The following is a 23649-nucleotide window of genomic DNA, read 5'->3' on the forward strand; positions in this document are numbered from 1 at the left end:
GACCCGAGGTTCTCAAAACTTTGCCACATAATCCGTTCAACGGGGATAGATGAGGTTCCCCAGCTTTGGAACATAATAAAAGGCGACATGGGTTTTGTTGGTCCACGCCCGGAATTACCGAGTGTGGTGAAAACATATACCTCTCGCCAGAGACAGGTGCTCAAATACAGGCCCGGACTACTTGGCATTTCTCAGCTTGCTCTGCGTGAGGGGGTTGATTACAGAAAAAAGCTTGAGCTGGAAAACTTTTACTACCCTCGAAGGAGCGCGATAAAGGACTTTGCGATAGTGGTTTTAACCCCGATAGTGCTTCTTGACAACACTATAAGAAAGTTTCTTCCCAATGTTCCGCGACGCGCTGAATACACGAATACCATATGGTTAAAGCTGGTCTTAGGCAGGAATGGTCTTGGTGTGGATTCCGAAAAGATTGAAACTGCAAAGCAACTTGGCGGCTCGCAAACCTCACCCCTAAAAGAGCGAGCCTTAAAATAAAACCTCCGTGGAAAGCAATCATGGACAATACCCTTTGGGAAATAGCATTCAGAGACCCGCACAAACTTGTGCTTTTTGTGGCCTTGATAACAGGGGCGGTGGGTTCGTACCTCGTGTACAGAACTACAATTCCTGACTCTCCGAGATCAGCACGGATAATCATGTGTGTGTTGCGCTTTATCGCCGTAGCCACGATAATATTCGCCTTGCTCGACCCTGTGCTAAGGATAGTAACGAAAAAAGAGATAATACCAAAACTCGTTTTTCTCGTGGATAACTCACAAAGTATGTCGATAAGCGACCCCAGCGGAGATAGGAAAAAGATAGTGCGCGAAATACTTACCTCAAAAACTCTCGCCAAACTTAAAGAAAGATTTCCATGCGAATTTTTCCTGTTCTCTGACTCACTAAAGCCTTTTTCAGAACCTGACTTTAGCGGCAACGGTACTGCTATAGGCAATGCACTTCAGAAAATCCTTGATACTGCACAGACGATGGACATAGGTGCAGTAGTTCTCATTAGTGACGGGCAAAACAACATTGGCATCGACCCTATAAGCGTCTCTCCAGCGTATCCATTTCCAGTGTTCACGATAGGTGTTGGCGACCCGACGCCAATGCGCGATGTGATGGTAGCGAATGTTATATCGAGCCCTGTCGCATATGTGGACGAGAGCCTCAAAGTAGTCGCTGACATAAGAGCCTGGCGAGCAGGAGAGGAAAAAGTAATGGTAAATCTGTACGAGGGCAGAAAAAAGATAGCTTCAAAGCAGGTTATGCTACCGGCGGAGGGACAGTCAGTAAGAGTCGAGTTCGCGCTAAAGCCAGATAAAGAAGGGATACATTACTATAAGGTCAGCGTGCCAACTATAAAAGGTGAGGCAACAAAGTCGAACAATCAGAGAGTAGTATCCGTGAATGTGCTTTCCTCGCGAAAAAAAGTCCTTATTGCCTGCGACCACCTATCGTGGGAAGTAACATTCTGGAAACGGGGAATCTCACAAGACCCTCACATCAAAGTGTACCTTTATTCAAAGAAAGGCGGCGGGGATAAAAACCTGAGGTTACCCTCTCCGTCACCGGAAGCGCTTCTTGCGTACGACGCTATCGTGCTAATACACTGCGGTCCTCTTCTCAAAAGAGAATTCGGTAATGCCCTGTCGCAGTATGTTAAACAGGGCGGTTCAATACTCATCTTACTCGACGAAAGCACGCCACTCGGCAGTTCAGGGCTTCGAGCGCTTTCTAATGCGCTACCCGTGGAATTTGTGGAGCCTATAGCTTTCAGAAGCGGTGAGCTAACCCCAAAACTCGGCGGCGATGGATACACGAGCCCCATAACTGACATCGAGGGCATCGCCGAGGAACTACCACTAATGCCACCGCTGATGGGCTTCGTTCCCGTTAGACCAAAACCGGATGCATCTGTGCTTATATCGTGTAAACTTGCTGGTGGAAAGGATACGCCCATTCTTGTCGTTGGACAGTATGGCTCAGGAAAAAGCGCGATAGTAGCTGGTTCGCCCTTGTGGCGATGGGCAATGATGCCTATGGCATACGGAAGGGACAGCAAGGTTTTTATGAAACTTGTCAGGAACCTAACGCAATACCTTCTTGCCAAGGAAAAAATAGAGAGATTCAAAATAATGCCTTCCAAACGAGTCTTCTCAAGCGGTGAACCCATAACTTTTTCTGCGGCAGTTCGCAACGAACTAAACAAACCTCTATCCGGTGCTGTAGTCAGCGTAAGAATTCTTAATCCCGATTCCGGGATGGCAGAGGTATCGTCAACGGAGCTTACGGAAATCACATCGGGAGTTTACGAAGCAAACATTCCTTCGCTTTCGCCAGGGCGATACATCATAAAAGGCATCGCGACCCTAAATGGAGACACCATCGGCAAAGCCTCGACAGCCATAATGGTTGAGCCATTCAAAATCGAGCTTGCGAAAACCAATCAGGATGAGGCACTGCTTAAACTATTGGCCGAACACACCGGCGGCAAATATCTGCCCGCCAGCTTAATAGAAAAGCTTGACGATGAGCTAAAGCTTGACAAACGAGTTAAAATGCTCTCGCACGAAAAAGAACTCTGGAACCTCCCTGTTTTACTTGTTATCGCTGTTTGTTCGCTTGCCATAGAATGGATTCTAAGGAAGAAATTCAATCTTATGTAACTCTAAAATTTTCAATAAGATATAAAAAATAAAATTTTTTTGTCAACAAAAAATTGTATCCCGTCAACTTTATAATGTTGACTTTTTCTCTTTTTTCATAATTATTTCACTGAAAGGGGGTAAAATATGGTTAGAGTCAAGATTAAGACTTTATTAATAATTTTCTTTGTTTCTGCGGCCAGTTGGGCACAGCCAAAGCTTTACATACCAAAACCTACTTTCGATTTCGGTTACATGCCTGAAGGAACTTATGTGGTTCATAAATTTGTGATAAAAAATACTGGTAAAGATGTTCTAAAAATCCGCCGGATAAGAACCACCTGCAGCTGCACCTGGGCCCCGATAAAAACACACATAATAAAACCCGGCGAGCAGACAGAGCTTTCCCTTTTTTTCAACAGTGCAAGATACTTCCATCGCACCGCTAAGGCAGCTATAATAATCACAAACGACCCCGAGGCTCCTGCCGAAAAGGTAATGATAATAGCCAACATGGATACATCGAAACAGAAGACAGTTCTGATAGTCCCGTGGAAGCTCGACCTTGGCGTAGGCTGGAAGTTCAAACCGAAGGGGACGGTTAAAATCAAAAACATAACCCACAAGCCTGTGACGCTTAAAGTAATCGACTACTTCGACGAGGTTCTCGAGGAGCCTGTGCTCAGCACATCCCAGCTTCAGCCGGGGACCTGGGCAGAACTAAAGATTTCCGTGAAGAAAGGTGCAGCAAAGGAGCATTACATCCACGCATCAGTAACGGTATCTGTTCTTGGGCAGGCGGGGAATGAGATTACTCGCTTCACAATACCCGTTTGCGGTGGGACTGAATAAGACATTGCCACACATTCTTTTCTAAAAAAGCCAATAAATTCACGCCAAACCATAAAGCCTACCAAAAAAGTCTTGCATATATAGCTGTAATTTCTATTATTTGCTCAATATGTTGAGAGGCATTGCTAAATATACTGTAATTGTTCTTGCCGTTTTCTTCACACTCTTTCCAGTTAAAGCATATGGGACGGTAAATGTCGAAGTGTATTACTCCAAGTATTGCGAGGAATGCCACAAGGTCATGAACGAAATTCTGCCAAAGCTCAAGAAAAAGTATGGCGAAAAGGTCAGGTTCGAATATTACGAGGTCGAGGAAAATGCTGAAAACTACGAAAAGCTCTTAAAACGCGAGGAAGAAGTCAACGATAGAGGCAACGAATTCCCCGTGATATTCGTTGGCAACAAGGTTTTCGGTGGGCTGGATGAGGTCGTAAAAGGGCTTGCCAGTGCCATAGAGGACGCCATAAAACTTAAAAAGCCTGCTCCGACCAAACCCCAAAAAATCGCCAAGAAGGAAACCACCACTCAAAAAACCCCTGCCAAACCGAAAACTGCCCCCGAAAAGACCATGTCTGAGAAACCTTCAGCGCAACCTGAACGAATCGGAACAGTGTATGTAGCCTTTTTCTCAAAGCGGGGATGCGCTCACTGCGATAGAGTCCATCTCGACCTCGAGTTTTTAAGCAAAAAATACCCTACAGACGATTTCCCTGTCGCCTTCGTCTATAAAACCTTCGAGATAGAAAAAAACGAAAGCAAACTTCTTAACGAGGCTCTCTGCGAGAGACTTAATGTTCCCGAAAAGCACAGGTTGGCGACGCCAGCCGTATTTTTTGAGAGGCACTCCCTAATAACTGGTCTCGATAAACTAAACGAGCCGATAATAGATTCGATAGTTCACCTTTACCCTCGAGGCTCGTCGAAATTCTGGATGGCAGTTACGGATTCAGAACTCATTGCGGCTAAAAACAGGATCGCTCATAGGTTCTCAAAGTTTCATGTTGCCCCGATAATCTTCGCCGGTCTCCTTGATGGCATAAACCCATGTGCCATGGGCGCCCTGATTTTTTTCATAACATTTCTCACAGTAGCCGGGAGAAAAAAGCGCGAGATAATAATGGTTGGCATATCATACACGGTTGCTGTATTTGTAACATATTATCTTATAGGCATTGGTCTCCTAAGTTTCGTTTCTTCCCTTTCGATATTTAAAGTTATAGCACGCTGGGTTTACCTTGCCACAGCCATTCTTGCGGCCGGATTGGGTGTGTTCTCCATCGTTGACTACATAAGGGCGAAAAAGGGCGATATAGGCGATATGGTTCTGAAACTCCCCAACGGTTTGAGGAAAAGAATACACAGATTTATGATATCAACCAACGAACCCAGGAAAAGGCGCAATTTCATACTCGCCGCCTTAATAACTGGCTTTCTCGTGAGTCTCCTCGAGCTCGCCTGCACCGGGCAGGTCTATCTCCCAACGATAATTTTCGTGATGGGAATACCCGGTTTAAGATTAAAAGCATATCTTTACCTTCTTCTTTACAATTTAATGTTTATACTCCCGCTTCTTGCAGTTTTCATTGTTTCCTACTTCGGCGCTACATCAGAGCAACTCAACGCGATGCTTCAGCAGAAAACCGCCATAATAAAACTTTTCACTGCATTGCTTTTCTTCACCATGGCTGGATTGCTATTCAGGGTGATAATCGTTGGATGAGAATTCCTACCGATAATCCTATCCTATAATCAATTAAAATTACTATTGTCAACAAATGTAAAAAATTTCTTGCTTAATTTGGGGTGGGCGTTAAAATAACAGTCCCAACTGCAAGGAGGCATCAATGAAGCGAGATTTTCTTTCTTGTGCGGATTTTTCTGCCCATGAGATATACAAAGTAATTAGTGACGCATTGATCCTCAAGCAACTAAGCGGGACATCAAAAACGCCTCGCATACTCGAGGGCAAACATGCAGCCCTACTTTTTAGAAAACCATCGCTCAGAACCAGGGCAAGTTTCGAGGTCGGCATAAGGCAACTTGGAGGGCAAACGCTTTTTTTCTCCGAGGCGGAGGTTGGAATGGGAAAGCGGGAAAGCGTTCACGATGTTGCTAAAGTTCTATCAAGATTTTTCGACCTAATAGTGATAAGGACCTTTTCTCACGAAGAACTCGTTGAGTTCGCTGGATATGCCACCGTTCCCGTTATAAATGCGCTAACCGACCTTCTTCATCCGTGTCAAATCATGGGCGATGTAATGACCATACACGAGAAAAAAGGCAGGATAGACGAAATATCCATAGCGTTCGTTGGCGATGGCGGCAACAACATAGCAAATTCATGGGTTAACATCGCATCACGCATTCCTCTCGACCTCAGGATAGGAACAATTCCCGAAAGGACCCCAAACGAGGAAATCCTTGAGCGCGCCAAGGAAGCAGGCATATCGAAAATAACCATCACATTCGACCCCGTTGAGGCGGTTAATGGCGCCGATGTTATATACACCGATGTCTGGGCATCAATGGGCGAGAAAGAAAAGATAGCCGAGCGTGAGGCAAAACTAAGACCGTTTCAGGTGAACAAGAAGCTTCTTTCGCATGCCAAGGATGATGTGATAGTTATGCATTGCCTTCCCGCTGAAAGAGGGCGCGAAATAACCGATGAAGTAATGGATGGACCGCATTCTGTGGTCTTTGATCAGGCAGAAAACAGACTTCACATACAAAAATCAATAATTATCCATCTTTTCGGCAAGAGCTTGTAAAAACAACGATATGGACTCGGTAATTTTTGAAATAATTCCGCCGCCGAAAGCATGGGCGAAAGAACGCGTCGAAGGCTGGGTGGAAGGCATAGTCAAACTCCTCGAGACCACGGGAATAAACATGTTAAACATTCCAGAGGTGGTAGCTCAAGCGCGGGAGAATCGACCCGTGCCCTACCGCGAAAAAGTTCCCGTGGAGGAATTCGCAGCGATAATAAGAAAAAGGTGCACCACCATAGAAATAATGCTTAACCACATAACGGTGAGACGACCTTTCGAAAAGTTCAGGGAATGGTTCGATAGGCGCATCAGCGAGGGTTACAAATACTTCGTTCTGGTTGGCGGAGAATCGAGTAAAATAAGCTATCTCGGGCCAAGTGTTCTTGAGGCAGCGGAGTGGGCGAAGTTGAACTATCCGGATGTGAAGCTCGGTGGGATAACGATATTCACCAGAAAAAACGAAGCCGAAAGAATAATACGGAAAATGAACGCAGGGATAGAGTTTTTCGTCTCGCAAATCATCTACGAAACTGAAAACATGAAGCAAATACTCTTTGAGCTCGAGAAAAAAATAAGCATAAACGAATTTCCATTTATATATGTATCGCTCGCCCCGGTGGTGCGTAATCGTGACATAGAATTTATAAAGTGGCTTGGGGTTGAGTTTCCTACCGCAGTTCTGTCTTACTTCTCGATGGACGAGACCAAACTTGCAGAGCATTCGTGCGAAATACTTTGGCGCATAGTGGACGAGATAAACAGACTGAAAGAAAGATATGGCAAGGAGCGGATAGGAATAAATTTTGAACATGTGATGTACAATAATCTCGAGATAAGTGAGGTAATGCTTTCACAGCTAATCAAGGGGGAACTTAGTTGCACGGATATATCATAAACGGCATATTTCCGCGGGACGAGGACCTCATAAAAGCAACTCGGGAATTCGACCGCGGTCGTTGCACCGCCGAGCATGTTTATTCCCTTCAGGAAAAGGAACGGAAATTGCTTTTTTCACTTCAAAAAGATGCAGCCTTCATAAGCGATGGTCTTCTTAATTGGCAGGACCTTCTTCGGCCTTTCTCGGAAATACTAACTGGTGCACGGGTTGATGGACTTGTAAGGTTTTTCGAGACGAACACATTTTATCGTCGACTTTACTTTGAGGGCAATGTAAAAATACTTGAGGGCAAACTCACACATTGGTGGAAACAATACTTTTTTGATGAGGGTAATGAGGGCAAAATGATGAGGGTGTTACCCTCACCCAGTTTGTTCGTGAGGTTCTCAGAAGGAATAAGCCTCGAAAAAGCTGCGGGATTACTTGCAGAAATCACAAAATTCCTTTCTGATGAAACCTGTGGTGCGATAGTATTCGAAGAACCTTTCCTCACCGACGAGCCACTGGAACACGAGAAAACTTTGAAAAAGTTCTACAAGGGCATCCGTGACATTCAGTGCAAAATTATCTTGCACACATATTTCGGAAACATAGCTGAAAGGCTTAATTTTTACCTGTCGCTTCCCATCGATGCTTTGGGCATAGATTTTTATCGGACTCCCATCGAGGCACTGGATGGCATTAGATTCCCCGAGCACATAGCACTCTTAGCTGGCGTAGTTAATACCGAGAATACTCTAATCGAGAAACCGGATGACATTCGCGAGTTTATTGAGAGGGTTGGCAACATGATACTTCCGGCAGGGATTATCATTTCGGGCAATGCTGACTTTCAATTTTTACCCTACGAGGTTGCGTTAAAGAAAGTTGAGGTCCTAAAATCAGTGGAGAGCGTGAAATGACACGAATCCTGACGCACGAAATAGGCAGTCTTGCTAAACCCGGATGGCGCGTTAAGGTGCTTGCGGGCAAAGTAATTGACGAATCGGATATCGAGTACGCAAAGAAATGGGCGGAAATTCTTGATATAGGCGAGCAAGCCAATGAGCTACTAAGAATACTCGATAAACGAGCTGACTTCACCGCTGACGACAAAAGGAAAGTGGTCGACTTTTCGGTGCTATTCGCGCTGAAGTTTTTCGAGAAGGCAGGGCTCGATATAATCTATGACGGGGAACAGCGCAGAGTCGAGATGTATGAGTATGCCGTTCGCAGGATAAAGGGTTTTAAGTTCGTGGGACATGTCAGAAGTTTCGATAATAAGTATTTCCGCAAAGCAGCATGCGTTAAGAAGCCAAAACTCGAAAGTCCGTATCATGTGGATGAGTTCCTTTCAGCGTTAAAATTGACAAAAAAACCTCTCAAAGTGCCGATAACTGGTGCATACACAATAGCCGATTGGTCCTACGACGAACATTACATCGGCTCGGTTGCCATAGGCTCCAAAAACTTCCTTGAAAAGCTCAGTCAAGCAAGGAAGGCGTTTATTTCTGATTTGGCTAAGGAGGTCATCCATCCAAACATAAAGGCGCTTATCGATGCAGGCGCAAAGTACATCCAGATAGACGAACCAGCGGCGACCACAAGGCGCAACGAAATAAAGGTTTTCATCGACTCAGTAATCGATTCGATAGGAGACCTTACAGGAAAGGCATTTTTCACCATTCACATATGTTTCTCCGATTACTCCCTTCTTTTCCCTGAAATAGGGCGACTTGAGGGCATAATAGACGAACTTCACTTCGAGTATGCCAACGACGACACGACTGAACTCGGCGTTTCAGCAAAAAAACGAAAGGGGTATAGGCTGCTCGACACTTTAAGGGAATACGACTTCAAAATCGGGCTCGGAACAATAGATGTTCACACCGACTTTATCGAGCCCCCGGAACTCGTTAGAGATAGGATTTTATACGCTGTAGATCGTATCAATGATCCCTCACGCATACTTGTAGCACCAGATTGTGGGCTTCGCACCCGCACTTGGGAAGTAGCTTTCGAGAAACTTCGCAACATGGTTGAGGGCAGAAACATGGCTCTCGCGAAAATAGGGCTCGCTTAATGAGGGCAACTCATCGAAATACCCTCACCAAAATTGATTCCAAACTTTTTACACCCTCACTTAATCAACCACACGACCTTTCTGATTGTTTTTTCGCCCGCATTAACAACCACAAAATATGCTCCTGAGGGCAAATCACCAGCATCCCATATAGTAACATACGAGCCCGCCCTCAAATGTGCGTTAACGGGTTCCGAAACAAGCTTACCTGATATGTCGTATATGCGCATTCGCAGGAACGACGGACGAGCCAGCTTGAAGTCTATGGCACAGCGACGATTAAACGGATTGGGGAAAACAGCGACAGCAACTGAATAAGGCTTAGTCTCAAGTTCCTTAATCCCGGCTTCTCCAGCCCATTTCAGGAATATATCGCGGGTGGCAGCAGGGGGCAATGTTACCGTTTCCCATCCATACGCGGGGATGTAGATAACTCTTTCGCCCTCAACTTTGTATGTTCCGGGTGGAATACCCATCATCTGATACTCCCCGCTCACAGCAGAAATAGAGGCATAACGCGCAGAATCGCTTGCGGGCTCGCAAAGCATAGCGATAATGCCTCGCGTGGCAACGGTGTCCGTATCGCCTACAACTACAAAAGTCATTCCGTGAATCACACTCCCTGAGGGCGTTAATGGCGCATTTCTAAGCGGAATGTTAATGTGCTCAACATCGCTACCTCGCACTCTCACCACCGCTGCGGAATCCCAATGAAAAACCCCGCCGTAGTAGCTTGGAACATATCCATCGCTATACGCAAGCACATAATATGTGCTGTCCTCAACTGGAATGGAATAATCGCCGACCGAATCGGTTATAGCAAAGGAATAGCGGTCAGTTCTTACCGTATCGGTGGGCAACGCCATCACGAGCGAATTTTCCAGACCGGTCCCGAGCGAAGCATCGGTTATCTTACCCTTAATAAAGTGATAGGTGGAATAAGTTTCGAGCACAAAGTCGAATGTATTTTCCCCGGGGTGAAGCGAAATCGTATCCGCATCAAAGGGATAAATCTGGTCATTCCAGAATTCGGGACGGTGAGCACCCGAGGTGTCAATGGCTGCCATCATCAATGTCATAGTCATAACTCTTGGATGAAGCTCCGCTGAATAGGCTCCCGAAGCATCGGTGAAAGTCGAGAAAACCACATCCGATGGCATCAAATAGCGCATTCCAATAACTCTGGCACCAGGAATAGGGTTAAGAGCCTGGTCGAGCACTCTTCCTACAACTTTAATTATGTGTCCCACAGGGAACACACAGCACACTGTGTCGCAGTTTGGTTCGCATGTATCGGGCATATCCGCTGCTGATACGCAAATCCTTATGCTGCGGTAATCAACGAGAGGAATTGAGTCAAGCCCCACTCGCAAAGTCCCGGTCGTCGCAGACCAACTAACCAGTGACGACCTTATTATATAGGCGAAAGTATCGATAGTTATCGTTATGCTGGAATCGTAAACAGTGTTGCTGTCAACAATATAGGCAACAATATATGAGGCAGTATCCCATAAGGTGTCGGCGCAGCGTGGCATGACAAACTCTATGTGCGGTGGCGTCCGGTCGATGGTGAAATAATACCTGCTGTAATCGTTGTAAACGCTCCACAGCCCATCGGTTAAGGAGAGAAGCCATTCTATTATCAGCGTATCTCCTCTTACTTCAGTTACTGCTGTATCAACGGGACTTACGACCAGACTTCCAGAGGGGGAACTAACCGTTATCAAGCTCCAATACGGCGGAATACCATGCGGGAAGCGAAGCACAATAGCCAGAGAATCGCAACTCACAACGCTTCCAGAATCTGGACTTATAAGCTCGAACACAAAAGGCGCCACGATAAACGACCAGCATGTGTCCGAGGAGTTGCCTGCGAAGTCTGCTATACGCAAGCAGACAGTGTGAGTATCCACTCCCAAACCGCTGACAGAATAGTACAAAATGTAGCCGTGACAGGTTGAATCGTAAAGATGAGTAACCGATGAGACAGCAGATGTATCGCCATCAAACGAGAATCTTAGCGACGACAAGTCGATACCCGATATTCCCCACGAACCAGCACAACTATCGCACACTTTCACCCTTACTGTTACCATACTTGAGACGCTTTCGCCCGGCGATGGCTCTAATATTTCTATGCACGGCGGTGTCGTGTCCGGGGGAAGCTCGGCGAAAAATGTTATGGAAGGTGTTCTGAGCAAGTTACCAGCCCTATCCAATGCTCTAAGACCTGCATGATATGTCTCGCCATATCGAAGTGGGAAAACGGTCGTGTCGAGCACAACTGTGGCAGAACATAAATATGTGGACACCATCAAACCATGCCCTGGGGTGAGCAGTACTGGAAATGCTACACCCCGACTTATGCTAATCTCAATTGCGGAATCATCGATACCGCTGCAGAAAGGACACAACGAGTCAAGAGGGTCCACCAGAACAAACCGCGGCGGAGAATGCACTGATATAGTGTCGCTATCGGAGACAGATGAATAAATAAGCACAGGTGGGCATGTATCAGCGCTGCACACGAACCAGTCCATGTGTGCCTCTGACATATTACCAGCATAATCGCTTATCTGAATTCCCACCGAAAGGAGTGTTGAACTTGTATCAGTGTAGAACTTAACTATCAGGGATGCTGCGCTATCGGTCATATGGACGAATCGAGTGGAAATAGGCGCTAAAGGAACTCCATCAAGCATAAGGTCTAATCTTAATGTCGCCGAATCTATTCCAGTAACCACAGAACAATGCCTGTCGTCAAAAATGAAGGAGCAACTTGTCGTCCCAGGTGGCACGCAAAGTGTCATGGTGTCTGGCTCGGCGAACAAAATAGTCGGCGGGCATGTGTCCATAGGCGGTGTCGATGTGTAAAAATGAAGGCAGTAGACCCCATAGTTCCAAAGCAAGTCCGAGGCATTAAAGCAAAGCTCATAACAGGATGCCGGCATAAGCGAAAGCGCACGGAACGGGCACGATATACCCACCGAATCAGCGGGTAATAGTTCGATGTTTAAAGGCGCATCAAACCATATTGTATCAGCGCACAAATGATACCTTGCTATAATGGAGAAAGTATCCACACCAGTCGGTGGACAACCGTTATCTATAAGTCGTCCACGAAGAATCGTGTCGCCATAGGTGTTATACCACCTTACGCCGTCCGATGTTAGAGTTTCGCCATCGAAGATGTTCAAAAGGAGCAGAGGCGGGCATGTGTCGGAAAGAGAGGGAATAGAGTCGCAGATGTAAAGTGTCATGCATGTGTCAAGAATGTTTACCTGCATATCGTTACATCTAACGCAAAGTGTTGCTCCACTGCCGGGAACAAGTGGAATAGCACGGGGGTCAACCCAAACATTGTAAGTGTTCGGTCCAACCGAATCCACGAATAAACCCACCCCCAGATTTAAAACTGTTGGCGGACCACCTACATACCAAAGAGCCGTTATACGAGGGACATCAATTCCAGAAGCGTAGGTGCACACAACAGAGTCATACGGGTCAGAAATCCTGAACCCGAGCCTGCTGGGGGGACAATATGTATCGCCCGGGGTTACATACCATTCCTCAAGCTCAGGAGGGCAACTGTCGACCGAAGTAGCGCTTATAGTGTAAACCGTTATGCAACCTACAGCATGATTCATGCGAACATCAGATGCCTCAACGCAGAATCGATATTCCGAGCCCGGATCAAGAATAAAATCAATGTTGTTCATTTCTATTAAAACATGACCAGGCAGGTGGTCGGCGACACGATAAGGCACGGGAAAGTGTGTTGGCACGCCAGGTTTGATGAAATAAGCATTTATGCTCGACAAATCAATATCAGTAGGGGGACAACCAGTATCAACGATGGAGACCCTGAAGATGGAATCGAGGCTTCTCGTATACCAATACATTCGGCGCATAATCAGAGTTTCGCCATCAGTAGGTATTATCCAATCGACAATAGGCGGGCACAGGTCTGCGCCACCACCCCTGCAGACAAACCATGTATTGCAGCTATCGAGTGCATTGCCGGCAGTATCAACGATATGGACGCAAAGTGAAAAAGTATCACCCGGCATGATATGAGGTGGACCTATCCGGTAAGAGACCCTCATGCAACTTCCGATAGGCGTTATTATCACGCTATCCGTGACATCAGTGGTATCCGAAGCTGTAAGAAGCGTGACGACGAGCGATTCAGAGATAAGTGGCGAAACTGAACAAGACATGTCATCGCATATCACAGCATCCACCATAAAGCCAAACGGAATACATGTGTCTGAAGGTGGAACCCAATCTGCGACAACTGGTGGGCATGTGTCGGGCGTTAGTGGCGGCTGGGTGTAAAACAAAACGCAACTTATAATTCTGTTTCCGTTAACATCGCCCACGCGCAGGCAGAGCCTGTAGCACCTTCCGGGGTCAAGTTCAAGCGAGTCCATAAGCCCGCTTATATAAACGAAATTAGTTTCTATGAACACTGCGGTAAGTCCGCCTATGTAATGAGTATCAGCCGTGTCACACGGAGTGTAGAATACCCCTATCGAGTATGTATCTATAGCTGACCCAGGACAACCCATACCTCCTGTGTCATGGGCAATCACCACGAACTCTGTGTCCCATGCTGTCGTGCGCCAGATACTGTCAATCATTACAAGGGTTTCACCGTAAAATGGCGCCGTCCATTCAACTATGGGCGCACAGGTATCAACCATAACGGTATCACAGGTATAGAACATGAGCATTGAAATTTTGCTATTACCGGAAACATCATATGCAATTATCACAAGATTCACGCTCGTGTCAGGTGGAAGCGTGTAGTATGCCGTATCGAGCACAAATAATGAGGTTATAGAGTCGATGTCGCTTCGCACCAGTCCTGAATCAACATAAAGAGTTTCAGGTGCGCCACCACTTACGGTCAAAATTGCTACTGCATCCCCAACGCCGGAACTATAATCGCAGCTTCGCGCCGAATCAACCACAACAAACCATATCGAGTCGTCAGGTGGGCATAATATACCCATTCCTTCGGGATGCGTGCTTATTATCACAGGACTGCAGGTATCAAGAACCTCGCTCGATGTGTAGAAGCGAACGCACTCAGTGTCAGCATTGCCCATATTGTCAGCAATACTCAGGCAAAGCTGATAGCACATGTTCGTATCAAGACCAAGCCAATCGAAAGGACAGTTCGCAAAACCGAAGTTAAAGCTTACAAAACTTATGTAACCCGTTATGGTAGTTCCCGGGCTGTCGCACTCGGCAAGAGTTATTAAAAGCGATGCCGAATTAAGCCCTGACGATGGCAGAGTATCATTGAATGACACTATGAAGTTCGGGTCATGCCCACTCCAATGTGGTCCTATTCTTACCAGTGTTTCTCCCGGCGATGGCGAGGTCCAATTTATCTGAGGCGGAATAGTATCAAGCTGGCAAAAAGCCATTCCTACCAAAAGCAATATTATAAAAACAAATGAACGCTTTATCATCGTCTACCTCCCCTGTTCAATTTAGCTGGAAAATAAATTCATAAATAAGAATACGACATTTTAGCTCTTTTTCAAATAGTTTTAGTGGATATTTAAAGCCTATTTTATGTTTGTTTTTTGAGGTATTTAATTACGCCCAAAGTTCTCTGTCGAGAGAGCGATATTGGACAGCCTCAGCCACATGGTGAGGCTTTATTTCGTCGGAATGCTCAAGGTCTGCTATCGTGCGGGAAAGTTTCAATATCCTATCGTATGCTCTTGCTGAAAGTCCAAGTTTCGTCATGGCAAGCTTTAATATCTCCTCGCCATCGGAATCGAGTTTGCAAAACTTTCTAATAAGTTTTGTGTTCATATGTGCGTTAGCGTAAATCCCCTTAATGTCCTTAAAGCGGTGTTGCTGGATAAGCCTCGCCTCAACCACTCGCGCACGAATTTTTTCTGAACTCTCTCCTGTAGGCTCTCCTGCAAGTTTTTTGTAGGGCACCGAAGGAACCTCTATGTGCATGTCAATCCTATCCAGAAGCGGACCGGAAATTTTTGCCCTGTACTTTTTAACCTGCGTAAGTGTGCATGTGCACTGATGATACGGGTCACCAAAGTAACCACATGGACATGGATTCATGGCGGCCATAAGCGTAAACTTGGCTGGAAACGACAAAGTAATAGCAGCCCGTGAAATCGTCACAACGCCATCCTCAAGCGGTTGCCGTAGCACCTCAAGGACATTACGCTGAAATTCTGGAAGCTCATCCAGAAACAAAACTCCATTGTGCGCCAGCGACACTTCCCCCGGTCGGGGATAAGCACCACCTCCAACGAGACCCGCGTATGAAATGGTGTGATGAGGCGCTCTGAACGGCCTTTCGGTGAGAAGTGCGGTATCAGAGGGGAGCACACCTGCTACTGAGTGAATTTTCGTGGTTTCAAGTGCTTCCTCGAGGGTCATCGGTGGAAGAATCCCCGGGAATCTTCTTGCAAGCATAGTTTTGCCCGCTCCTGGCGGCCCTATCATAAGTATATTGTGTGCACCGGCAGCGGCTATCTCCAGTGCCCGCTTGGCATGCTCCTGCCCTCTTACATCAGAAAAGTCATAATACTTGCTGAGCTGCCCCATCTCGAAAACATCTTTTATATCAAGCCTGAATGGCGATATAAGGCTTTTACCCTCAAGTATCTCCACAACATCCCTGAGCGTTTCAACTGGATACGCATCAATGCCAACAATCGAAGCCTCTTTAATGTTGTCCTTGGGAACTATAACAGCAGGAATACCTTCTTTCTTCGCGGCAAGAGCTATAGGAAGTATTCCCCTTATTTTCGATATAGCACCATCAAGACCGAGTTCGCCTGCTATGACGAACTTTCCAAGACCATCAACCGCTATGGAACCTGCGGCGGCGAGAATCGCGATGGCTATGGGAAGGTCGAACGCACTGCCCTCTTTCCTTATGTCGGCTGGGGCAAGATTAACCGTTATTCTCCCTCGAGGAAACGGATAGCCAGAGTTTTTTATGGCAGACATCACTCTTTCACGGCTTTCCTTTACAGCATTATCAGGAAGGCCAACAACATAGAAGGCAGGAACGCGATGCGCTATGTCAACTTCGACATCGACAATGTAAGCGTCAACCCCGAGAACGGCAGCCGATTTTGCCGATGCGTACAAAACATCCTCCCTTAACTAACATAAAGCGCTTTAAATAAATTATCGGCTAACGAAGTTATTCTGTCAAGCATCAATAGTTTTTACTCTTCCGCTACCCCGAGAAATTCGTGTGAGAACGACCTTATAATCCTTACTTTAGCCCATTCGCCAACTCTCAGCTCTCCCTTTATTCGCACGATTCTATCGACCTGCGGCGCATCCTGAAGCATCCTACCGATAACGAAACCATCGCGAAGTGCCGGTGAATCTACAAGGACATCGACTACCTTGCCGACCAGTTCATTATTGCGCTCACACGATATAGAATCATGCGCCATTTCCAGCTGTTCCTTTCGCAGGGAAGCCACATCGGGCGGAACCTGGGCATCCATTGAATATGCAGGAGTGTTCTCCTCACGGGAATATTGGAAAACGCCAAGATGAGTAAAATAGCCTTTGGTAACGAAATCGTACAATTTTTCGAAGTGCTCGTCAAATTCACCGGGAAATCCAACGATAAATGTAGTCCTCAGGGTCATGTCGGGCGCTATGCTAAAAATCATCTCGATCAAGCGATCTATGTATTCGGAATTATAGCCGCGATTCATCCGTGAAAGAACTTGACTATCGTAATGCTGAAGCGGTATATCGAGGTAGTTTACCACTTTAGGAAGTTCGACTATGGTCCTAACCAACTTCTCGTCAACACCCCGCGGATGAGCATACATTAACCTTATTATGAAATCGCCCTCAATGTCGTTCAATTTTCTAAGAAGCGAGATTATATCACCACCAATATCTTTGCCGTAAACTGTGGTGTCCTGGGCTATCAACACGAGTTCCCTTGTTCCGCTTTTTACGAAAAACTCAGCCTGTTTAACGAGGACATCCTCAGGAATGCTTCTGTATCTACCCTTGATGTAAGGGAGCAGACAGTAGCTGCAGAAATTGTCGCACCCATCGGCTATTTTAAGAAAAGCGTATGAGCCTTTATGCTCAACCGTAAGATTGGGATACCAAGGGGCAAAAGATTCCGGTATGTGAACTTTCTTTCCGCTGTTAACGATGATTTCCCTCAAAGCTTTAGCTGCACTACCTATGTCGGCGTTTCCAAGGATACCGTCCACCTGTGGGAACATCTCAAGAAGCCTCTCCCCATCCTTCTGCGCCCAGCAACCGGTTATTAAAACTTTTTTCCACGGGAATTTTTCCTTAATTCTCAGAAGTTGTGATATAGCTTCAGCCGACTCACGCCTCGCATCTTCGATGAATGCACATGTATTAACCAAAAGTATGTCCGCATCGGATGGATTTTCGGAGGGCGCAAGATTCTGCTCGATTAGATACTTGCTCCAAAGATAACCATCTACCTCATTTTTTGGACAACCAAGGTTATAAATAAAGAATTTCTGCTTTTCGCATGAATTTTCCATTTCAAACAAAATATTAAAAATGGCGGGGGAAGGATTCGAACCTTCGACCTCCGGGTTATGAGCCCGGCGAGCTACCAAACTGCTCCACCCCGCGTCAAACTCTATTATAAAATTTTTCCCACCGCTGTCAAGAGGGTTTTTTCATTGTTTGGTGGTGGGGTTGATGGAAAAAAGAACAGCGGAAAAGAGGACACGACTTATTAATTTTCTTTTCTTAGGTTAGAGGGCGAATAAATTTAAAAGCGTGTTTTTGAAGGGCAAAGGTTATTAGGTAGGTCGAAATAAAATAAAACGACAATTAAAAATTTGCTTTAGCACATTAAATTTCTACAACAAAAAACTTGTTGAACAATCTTCAATCTGAGGCGAAACATATGGACAAAGACAAATAATAATCTTCGTCCAGAGGAGTTACATGCGAACAGTTTAAGGTTTATTTCTTGTTGGGGAGAATATCTGAACAGTCATGATATGAGCATGTTATGTTCAATTTGCCCCATTTTGAAATTATGAGAAAATCCCTCTTTATGTTTGCGAATTTTTCTTGACATAATTGCGAACTTCATATTTTGATACCCATTCACATTGTGGAACATGAGAGATTTTCTTAACAATGCATTATACGACAAGACGCGATTAAAAATAGTTGAGATTCTTCTGGATGAAGGGAAGCGAGAAAATTAGAGAAAAGATTAGTAAATGAAGTAAAGAACCAAGAGAATATAAATGTCGGAGGCAGCATCGTGTTAAGGGACATAGAATGCAAATGTCAGATTGTTAAAAATTTCGCACCATCCTGGTTCGCAAGCGTTATGGGAACAGGAATACTGGCTATGACCAGTTTATTTTACTCCCGGTATATTCCTTTTCTGAAAAACATATCTTATATACTGTTTTACTTTAACATTATTCTCTTCTTTGTTTTATTAATCCCATGGATTCTTAGATGGATTTTATTCAGAAAAGAAGCATTAAATGATTTGGAGCACCCTGTGCTCTCAAACTTCTATGCTACGATAGCGATAGGTATGCTTGTTTTAGCAGCGGATTTCATTGTAATCGGCAAAAACATGGAGATAGGAGAAATCTTCTGGTTCATAGGAACACTGGCCACAATATTCTTCGGCATACTAACACCGTATTTAATGTTCAAAGGTGAACATGTTAAACTCGACCACATAAATCCAGCATGGTTTATTCCACCAGTCGGGTTAATTGTGATTCCTATTGCAGGAAGTTTAATTATACCACATGTTTCAAGAATGGCACGAGAGTTTGTTACATTCCTCAACTATTTTGGGTGGGGATCTGGCTTTTTCATATATCTTGCCTTATTGGCTATAGCTATGTATCGATTTATTCTTCATCATCCTTTACCGAATACTCTCGCCCCAACAATATGGATAAACCTTGGACCTATCGGAGCTGGAACTGTTGCGTTGGTTAATCTCACCAAAAACTCATCTTTTATAGCAGTGAAAGAGCCTTTCTTTGTATTCGGATTTCTGTTCTGGGGATTTGGTATATGGTGGGTTATAATGGCTATTGCAATGACTATTCATTACATAAAAAGACTTAAACTTCCCTATGCAATGTCTTGGTGGGCCTTTACATTTCCTCTTGGAGCATATGTAGCCGCAAGTCATACAATCTCATCATTATTTGAAATCAAACTAATAGATTACATTGGTTTTGCCCTGTATTGGCTTTTATTTATCTTCTGGCTGGTTACTTTTGTGAAAACTTTTATTCGTGCTTATCATGGGACTTTGTTTAGGGGCTAATAAGATAAAATTTGAAAAATTCAAACATACCAAAAGGAATCTGCAAAATAAAGCGAATGAAACACTATAAAAACTAACCCCAGCGGATAAAGAGTAAATAAAGATTCCTCTAAGTTCCATTCGGTAATGTTGTATATGCTGAGACCGTTATACACTTTCGCAAAAATATTGGGTTAGCAACGAATCCAAGACGAGGAAAATCTCCCTGAATAAGTTCGCGGGGAAGAAGGGAAAGAAAAAATTTGGCCAAATTAAGCAAAATCATTGCCAGCACTTCTGCTATTTATTGTTTGCACCTAAGGGAAAGTTAAAAATGGAACTTCAAAGATTGAATAAACAATACTCAACATTCTGCTCAGACTTTTTAGATGTCTTAATTCCACAATTACTGAGGTTAGTCAGAATGTTTTGTTAAAAATTGAAAAGGCATGAATGATAGTGTAGTAAGATTTGGCACAGTGTATAACATAGTGTTTATGGGAAGCTACGCTTCTCCAATTATAAAAAAATTATATAATTAATAATAAAATCAAGATTATCTCTTTGTTCTTCATGTTCTCTTTTGAGCTTCATTGCCTGTTATCTGATGTTCCTAATATATATAAAATTTGGAAATGAATGATAAGGATTTGAGCGGAGGCATAAGACAAAGCCTATCCCTCAAAACACCTTTGGAATAAATCTCCATGGTACTCGCCCCATATATTCTTCATATTCTTCCCCAAATTTTTTAATCAAAAATCTTTCTTCTGCGAAGGCTATTAAAATTTGAAGGAATGATAAAATAACGGCCGCAACAGTTGCAAGTATATTATGGAATAAGAGAGCTACGCCGAAATACATCAGAATTAACCCAAGATATCCAGGATGCCTTATTTTTGAATATATGCCTGTTGTTACTATTTTTTCTATATCTTCTGCTTTGGAATGCGCCTGTTTATGTTCTTTATGCGATAATCCATGAATTATGAAACCCAAAATAAGAAGCGAAATTCCAAGCGCCAAGAAATAGAGATTGAGGGGTAAGATCAACGCAGAAAAGAAATAACCACTGCTAACAGGTCAGAAAAATTCCTTGAAAGTGTCCGAAACAGTAGTCAAGAAATCTTTCCAAAAAGAAGCGAAATTTTATCGCAGACCAACTAAAAACCTTTCAATTTTCGTATTTCTATGTTAAAATTGTATTAGGGGTAAAAGGAGGTCACAGATGGCAAAAAAGAAAAAACTTGTTCTCATAGATGGGACCGCTCTTGCCTACAGAAACCATTTTAGCATGATTAAAAACCCGCTGAGGAACTCGAAGGGCGTCAATACAAGCGCGCTTTACGGCACGCTGAACTCACTTCACAAAATAATCCGCGAGGTAAAACCCGACTACATAATAGCTGCCTTCGACTCGAGGAAACCAACTTTTCGCCATAAAATGTTCGCCGAATATAAATCGACTCGTGCCAAGATGCCCGACGAGCTAAGTGAATTGCTTCCAGTTATAGAGGAAGCTTACGAGGCTTTGGGAATACCGGTTGTAGTGGTTGATGGCGTTGAGGCAGACGATGTCGTGGGGACACTTGCCAAAAAGGCTGAGCAAGCAGGTTTCGATGTTATAATTTATACCGGTGACAAAGACTTTCTCCAGCTTGTTAGCCCAGGAGTATCGATGCTTGCGCCTGGGCGCGCTAACAAACCCGACCAGCTTTGGACATACGAGAATGCTCACGAAAAATTCGGCATTAGACCTGAACAAATCGTTGACCTTCTGGCACTCATGGGGGACGCGTCGGACAACATTCCGGGAGTGCCAGGGATTGGAGAAAAAACCGCAGTAAAACTGCTTCAGGAATTCGGTTCGCTTGACGGAATTTACCAAAATCTTGATAAGATAAAACCTGCATTAAGGAAAAAACTTGAGGAGGGCAAAGAAAGCGCTTATCTATCAAAGGAACTCGCCACCATAAAGACCGATTTGCCCATCGAAATCGATTGGGAGAAAGCAAAGCTTAGCGAGCCAGACCCAGAAAAGCTAATCCCTATTCTGCGGGAATACGAGCTTGCAACACTAATGAAAAAGCTGCTTCCCGAACACACCGATACGCAAACCCACGGCGAAAAGTATCAACTGATAAACTCCACAGAGCTTCTCAACGAGCTTATCTCACGACTGGAGAAGTGCGACGAGTTTGCTTTGGACACAGAGACGACGTCCGAGGACCCGATGAGAGCTGAACTCGTGGGATTATCGTTTACTGATAAACCGTCAACAGGATATTATATACCTATAGCGCACAGCAGCAAAGATAGTCTGTTCGGTCATCCCGACAATGTTCCTATGGAATTGGTTAAATCAAAGATTCAACCGCTTCTTACATCAAAAAAGCGAAAAATAGGACAAAACATAAAGTATGACATAAAGGTTCTTCGGCGGGCGGGTTTTGAGCTTGGCGGTGAGATATTCGACACTATGGTTGCGTCATATGTTCTTGAACCAAGCTCGTATCAGCATGGACTGGATTTTCTGGCGCTCAAGTATCTGGGACACCAGATGACGAGTTACAAAGCTGTAGCGGGCAAGGGGCATAAGGCGGTAAGTTTCGACAAAGTCGACCCAAAGGTTGCGGCGCAATACTCCTGCGAGGATGTGGACATAACCTTAAGACTTGCGCAAATCCTCGAGCCAAAACTCAGGGAACTCAAATTGTGGGACCTTTTTCACGACCTTGAGATGCCACTCGTTTGGGTGCTTGCGGACATGGAGATGACCGGGATACGGCTTGATGTCGAAAAGCTCACCCAGCTCGGGGACGAGATAAGGGTCAAACAAGCCGAACTCATGGAGAAAATTTTTGACATAGCAGGCGAACGATTCAACCTCGACTCACCAAAACAACTTTCGCAGATTCTATTCGTTAAACTTGGCCTTCCGCCGAAGAAAAAAACCAAAACGGGCTATTCGACCAACTCTGAGGTTTTAAGCGAGCTTGCACTCGAGGGCTATGAGATCGCGGAGCTAATAATGCAATACAGGGAGCTTTCGAAGCTTTTGAGCACATACATCGACGCACTTCCAAAGCTCGTTAACCCGAATACCGGACGGATTCATACGACATTCAATCAGACTGCCACCGCCACAGGACGACTCTCCTCTTCAGACCCCAATCTGCAAAACATTCCTGCGCGCGGCGAATTGGGTCAAAGGATACGCTCGTGCTTCGTGCCAAAAGAAGGGTGGCTTATGATGTCAGCGGATTATTCACAAATCGAGCTAAGACTTATGGCGCATTTCTCGGAGGACCCAACGCTTATTGAGGCATTCAAAAAAGGGTTTGACATACACTCATATACTGCCTCGCTCATAACAGGGCTGCCCATGGAGGACATAACCCCAGACCTTCGTAGAGCGGCAAAAACAGTTAACTTCGGGATAATGTACGGCATGAGTCCGCACGGTCTCTCACAGCAGCTTCGAATAACGCACGAGGAAGCCGCAGCATTCATCAATAGTTACTTCGAGCGCTACCCCAAGGTTAAAGAGTTCGTTGAAAAGACGATAAAGTTTGCCGAGGAGAACGGCTATGTTGAAACGATAATGGGCAGGCGAAGATACATTCCCGAAATAAAGAGCGAAAGCCACCAGATGCGCGAGGCAGCTAAACGAGCCGCGATAAATACTCCTCTTCAGGGCTCCGCTGCCGACATAATCAAAAAAGCCATGATAAACATCCACAAACGGCTCAGGGAGGAAAAATTCTCTGCCAAAATGCTCCTTCAGGTGCACGACGAGCTGGTGTTTGAGGTGCCCCGCGAGGAAGTCGAAAAACTTCGCAACATGGTCAAGGAGGAGATGGAAGGGGTGGTCGAACTACGCGTGCCGCTCGTTGTTGATATAGGTGTGGGCGATAATTGGGCTGAGGCACATTAGTAATCGCGGATACCGCGGAAGGACGGAGACCGCGGAGGTTAAGGTATTTTATCGGGCGACTGTGATAGTCCCTTCGCAAACAATCTCGCCGGCAACCTCGATGGTGTAGATGTAAACTCCCTCGGGAACAGGATTACCACCGTCATCTGTGCCATCC

The 23649-nt window shown here is 45.1% G+C and carries 14 protein-coding genes and 1 tRNA gene; 10 read left to right on the forward strand and 5 right to left on the reverse strand.

Going from position 1 to position 23649, the window contains the following annotated elements:
• The 8 genes from J7J62_05320 to J7J62_05355 all read left to right on the forward strand — a co-directional run.
• On the forward strand, positions 1-495 hold a 495-nt coding region (locus tag J7J62_05320), incomplete at its 5' end, for a sugar transferase (GenBank protein ID MCD6124573.1).
• Between the two features lie 20 nt (positions 496-515).
• Positions 516-2672, forward strand: a complete 2157-nt coding sequence (locus J7J62_05325; GenBank protein ID MCD6124574.1) for a hypothetical protein — start codon at positions 516-518, stop codon at positions 2670-2672.
• 126 nt (positions 2673-2798) lie between these two features.
• On the forward strand, positions 2799-3503 hold the full coding sequence (locus J7J62_05330; protein ID MCD6124575.1) for a DUF1573 domain-containing protein: 705 nt from the start codon (positions 2799-2801) through the stop codon (positions 3501-3503).
• Between the two features lie 109 nt (positions 3504-3612).
• Positions 3613-5223 carry a hypothetical protein gene (locus tag J7J62_05335; protein MCD6124576.1) on the forward strand — a complete coding sequence of 537 codons (1611 nt, stop codon included), beginning with the start codon at positions 3613-3615 and terminating at the stop codon, positions 5221-5223.
• A 124-nt stretch (positions 5224-5347) separates the two neighbouring features.
• Positions 5348-6271, forward strand: a complete 924-nt coding sequence (gene argF, locus J7J62_05340; protein MCD6124577.1) for an ornithine carbamoyltransferase — start codon at positions 5348-5350, stop codon at positions 6269-6271.
• A gap of 10 nt (positions 6272-6281) precedes the next feature.
• Positions 6282-7166: a hypothetical protein gene (locus J7J62_05345; GenBank protein ID MCD6124578.1), complete on the forward strand. Its 885-nt coding sequence runs from the start codon at positions 6282-6284 to the stop codon at positions 7164-7166.
• Entirely contained in the window at positions 7148-8071 is a 924-nt protein-coding gene (locus tag J7J62_05350; GenBank protein ID MCD6124579.1) for a hypothetical protein, read from the forward strand. Before J7J62_05345 ends, J7J62_05350 begins: the two co-directional genes overlap by 19 nt.
• Positions 8068-9231: a hypothetical protein gene (locus J7J62_05355; protein ID MCD6124580.1), complete on the forward strand. Its 1164-nt coding sequence runs from the start codon at positions 8068-8070 to the stop codon at positions 9229-9231. The genes J7J62_05350 and J7J62_05355 overlap by 4 nt, the downstream gene beginning before the upstream one ends.
• 56 nt (positions 9232-9287) lie before the next feature.
• Here J7J62_05355 and J7J62_05360 read toward each other — a convergent pair whose 3' ends face one another.
• The 4 genes from J7J62_05360 to J7J62_05375 form a co-directional block, all read right to left on the reverse strand.
• Positions 9288-14714: a T9SS type A sorting domain-containing protein gene (locus tag J7J62_05360; protein MCD6124581.1), complete on the reverse strand. Its 5427-nt coding sequence runs from the start codon at positions 14712-14714 to the stop codon at positions 9288-9290.
• Between the two features lie 130 nt (positions 14715-14844).
• The gene (locus J7J62_05365) at positions 14845-16380 is read right to left on the reverse strand and encodes a YifB family Mg chelatase-like AAA ATPase (GenBank protein MCD6124582.1); all 1536 of its coding nucleotides are present in this window, start codon (positions 16378-16380) and stop codon (positions 14845-14847) included.
• Positions 16381-16460: 80 nt separating this feature from the next.
• The gene (gene rimO, locus J7J62_05370; protein ID MCD6124583.1) at positions 16461-17792 is read right to left on the reverse strand and encodes a 30S ribosomal protein S12 methylthiotransferase RimO; all 1332 of its coding nucleotides are present in this window, start codon (positions 17790-17792) and stop codon (positions 16461-16463) included.
• Between the two features lie 20 nt (positions 17793-17812).
• Positions 17813-17886 (reverse strand) — tRNA-Met (locus J7J62_05375).
• A 718-nt stretch (positions 17887-18604) separates the two neighbouring features.
• On the opposite strand from J7J62_05375, the gene J7J62_05380 reads away from it, so the two are divergent.
• Entirely contained in the window at positions 18605-19576 is a 972-nt protein-coding gene (locus tag J7J62_05380) for a C4-dicarboxylate ABC transporter (GenBank protein ID MCD6124584.1), read from the forward strand.
• A 660-nt stretch (positions 19577-20236) separates the two neighbouring features.
• On the opposite strand, the gene J7J62_05385 is transcribed toward J7J62_05380, so the two are convergent.
• Complete coding sequence (locus J7J62_05385) at positions 20237-20581, reverse strand: isoprenylcysteine carboxylmethyltransferase family protein (protein MCD6124585.1); 345 nt, start codon at positions 20579-20581, stop codon at positions 20237-20239.
• 202 nt (positions 20582-20783) lie between these two features.
• On the opposite strand from J7J62_05385, the gene polA reads away from it, so the two are divergent.
• Complete coding sequence (polA, locus tag J7J62_05390; GenBank protein MCD6124586.1) at positions 20784-23492, forward strand: DNA polymerase I; 2709 nt, start codon at positions 20784-20786, stop codon at positions 23490-23492.
• The last annotated feature ends 157 nt before the right edge of the window (positions 23493-23649 follow it).

Source organism: bacterium, from assembly GCA_021159335.1.
Lineage (GTDB): Bacteria > UBP14 > UBA6098 > B30-G16 > B30-G16 > JAGGRZ01.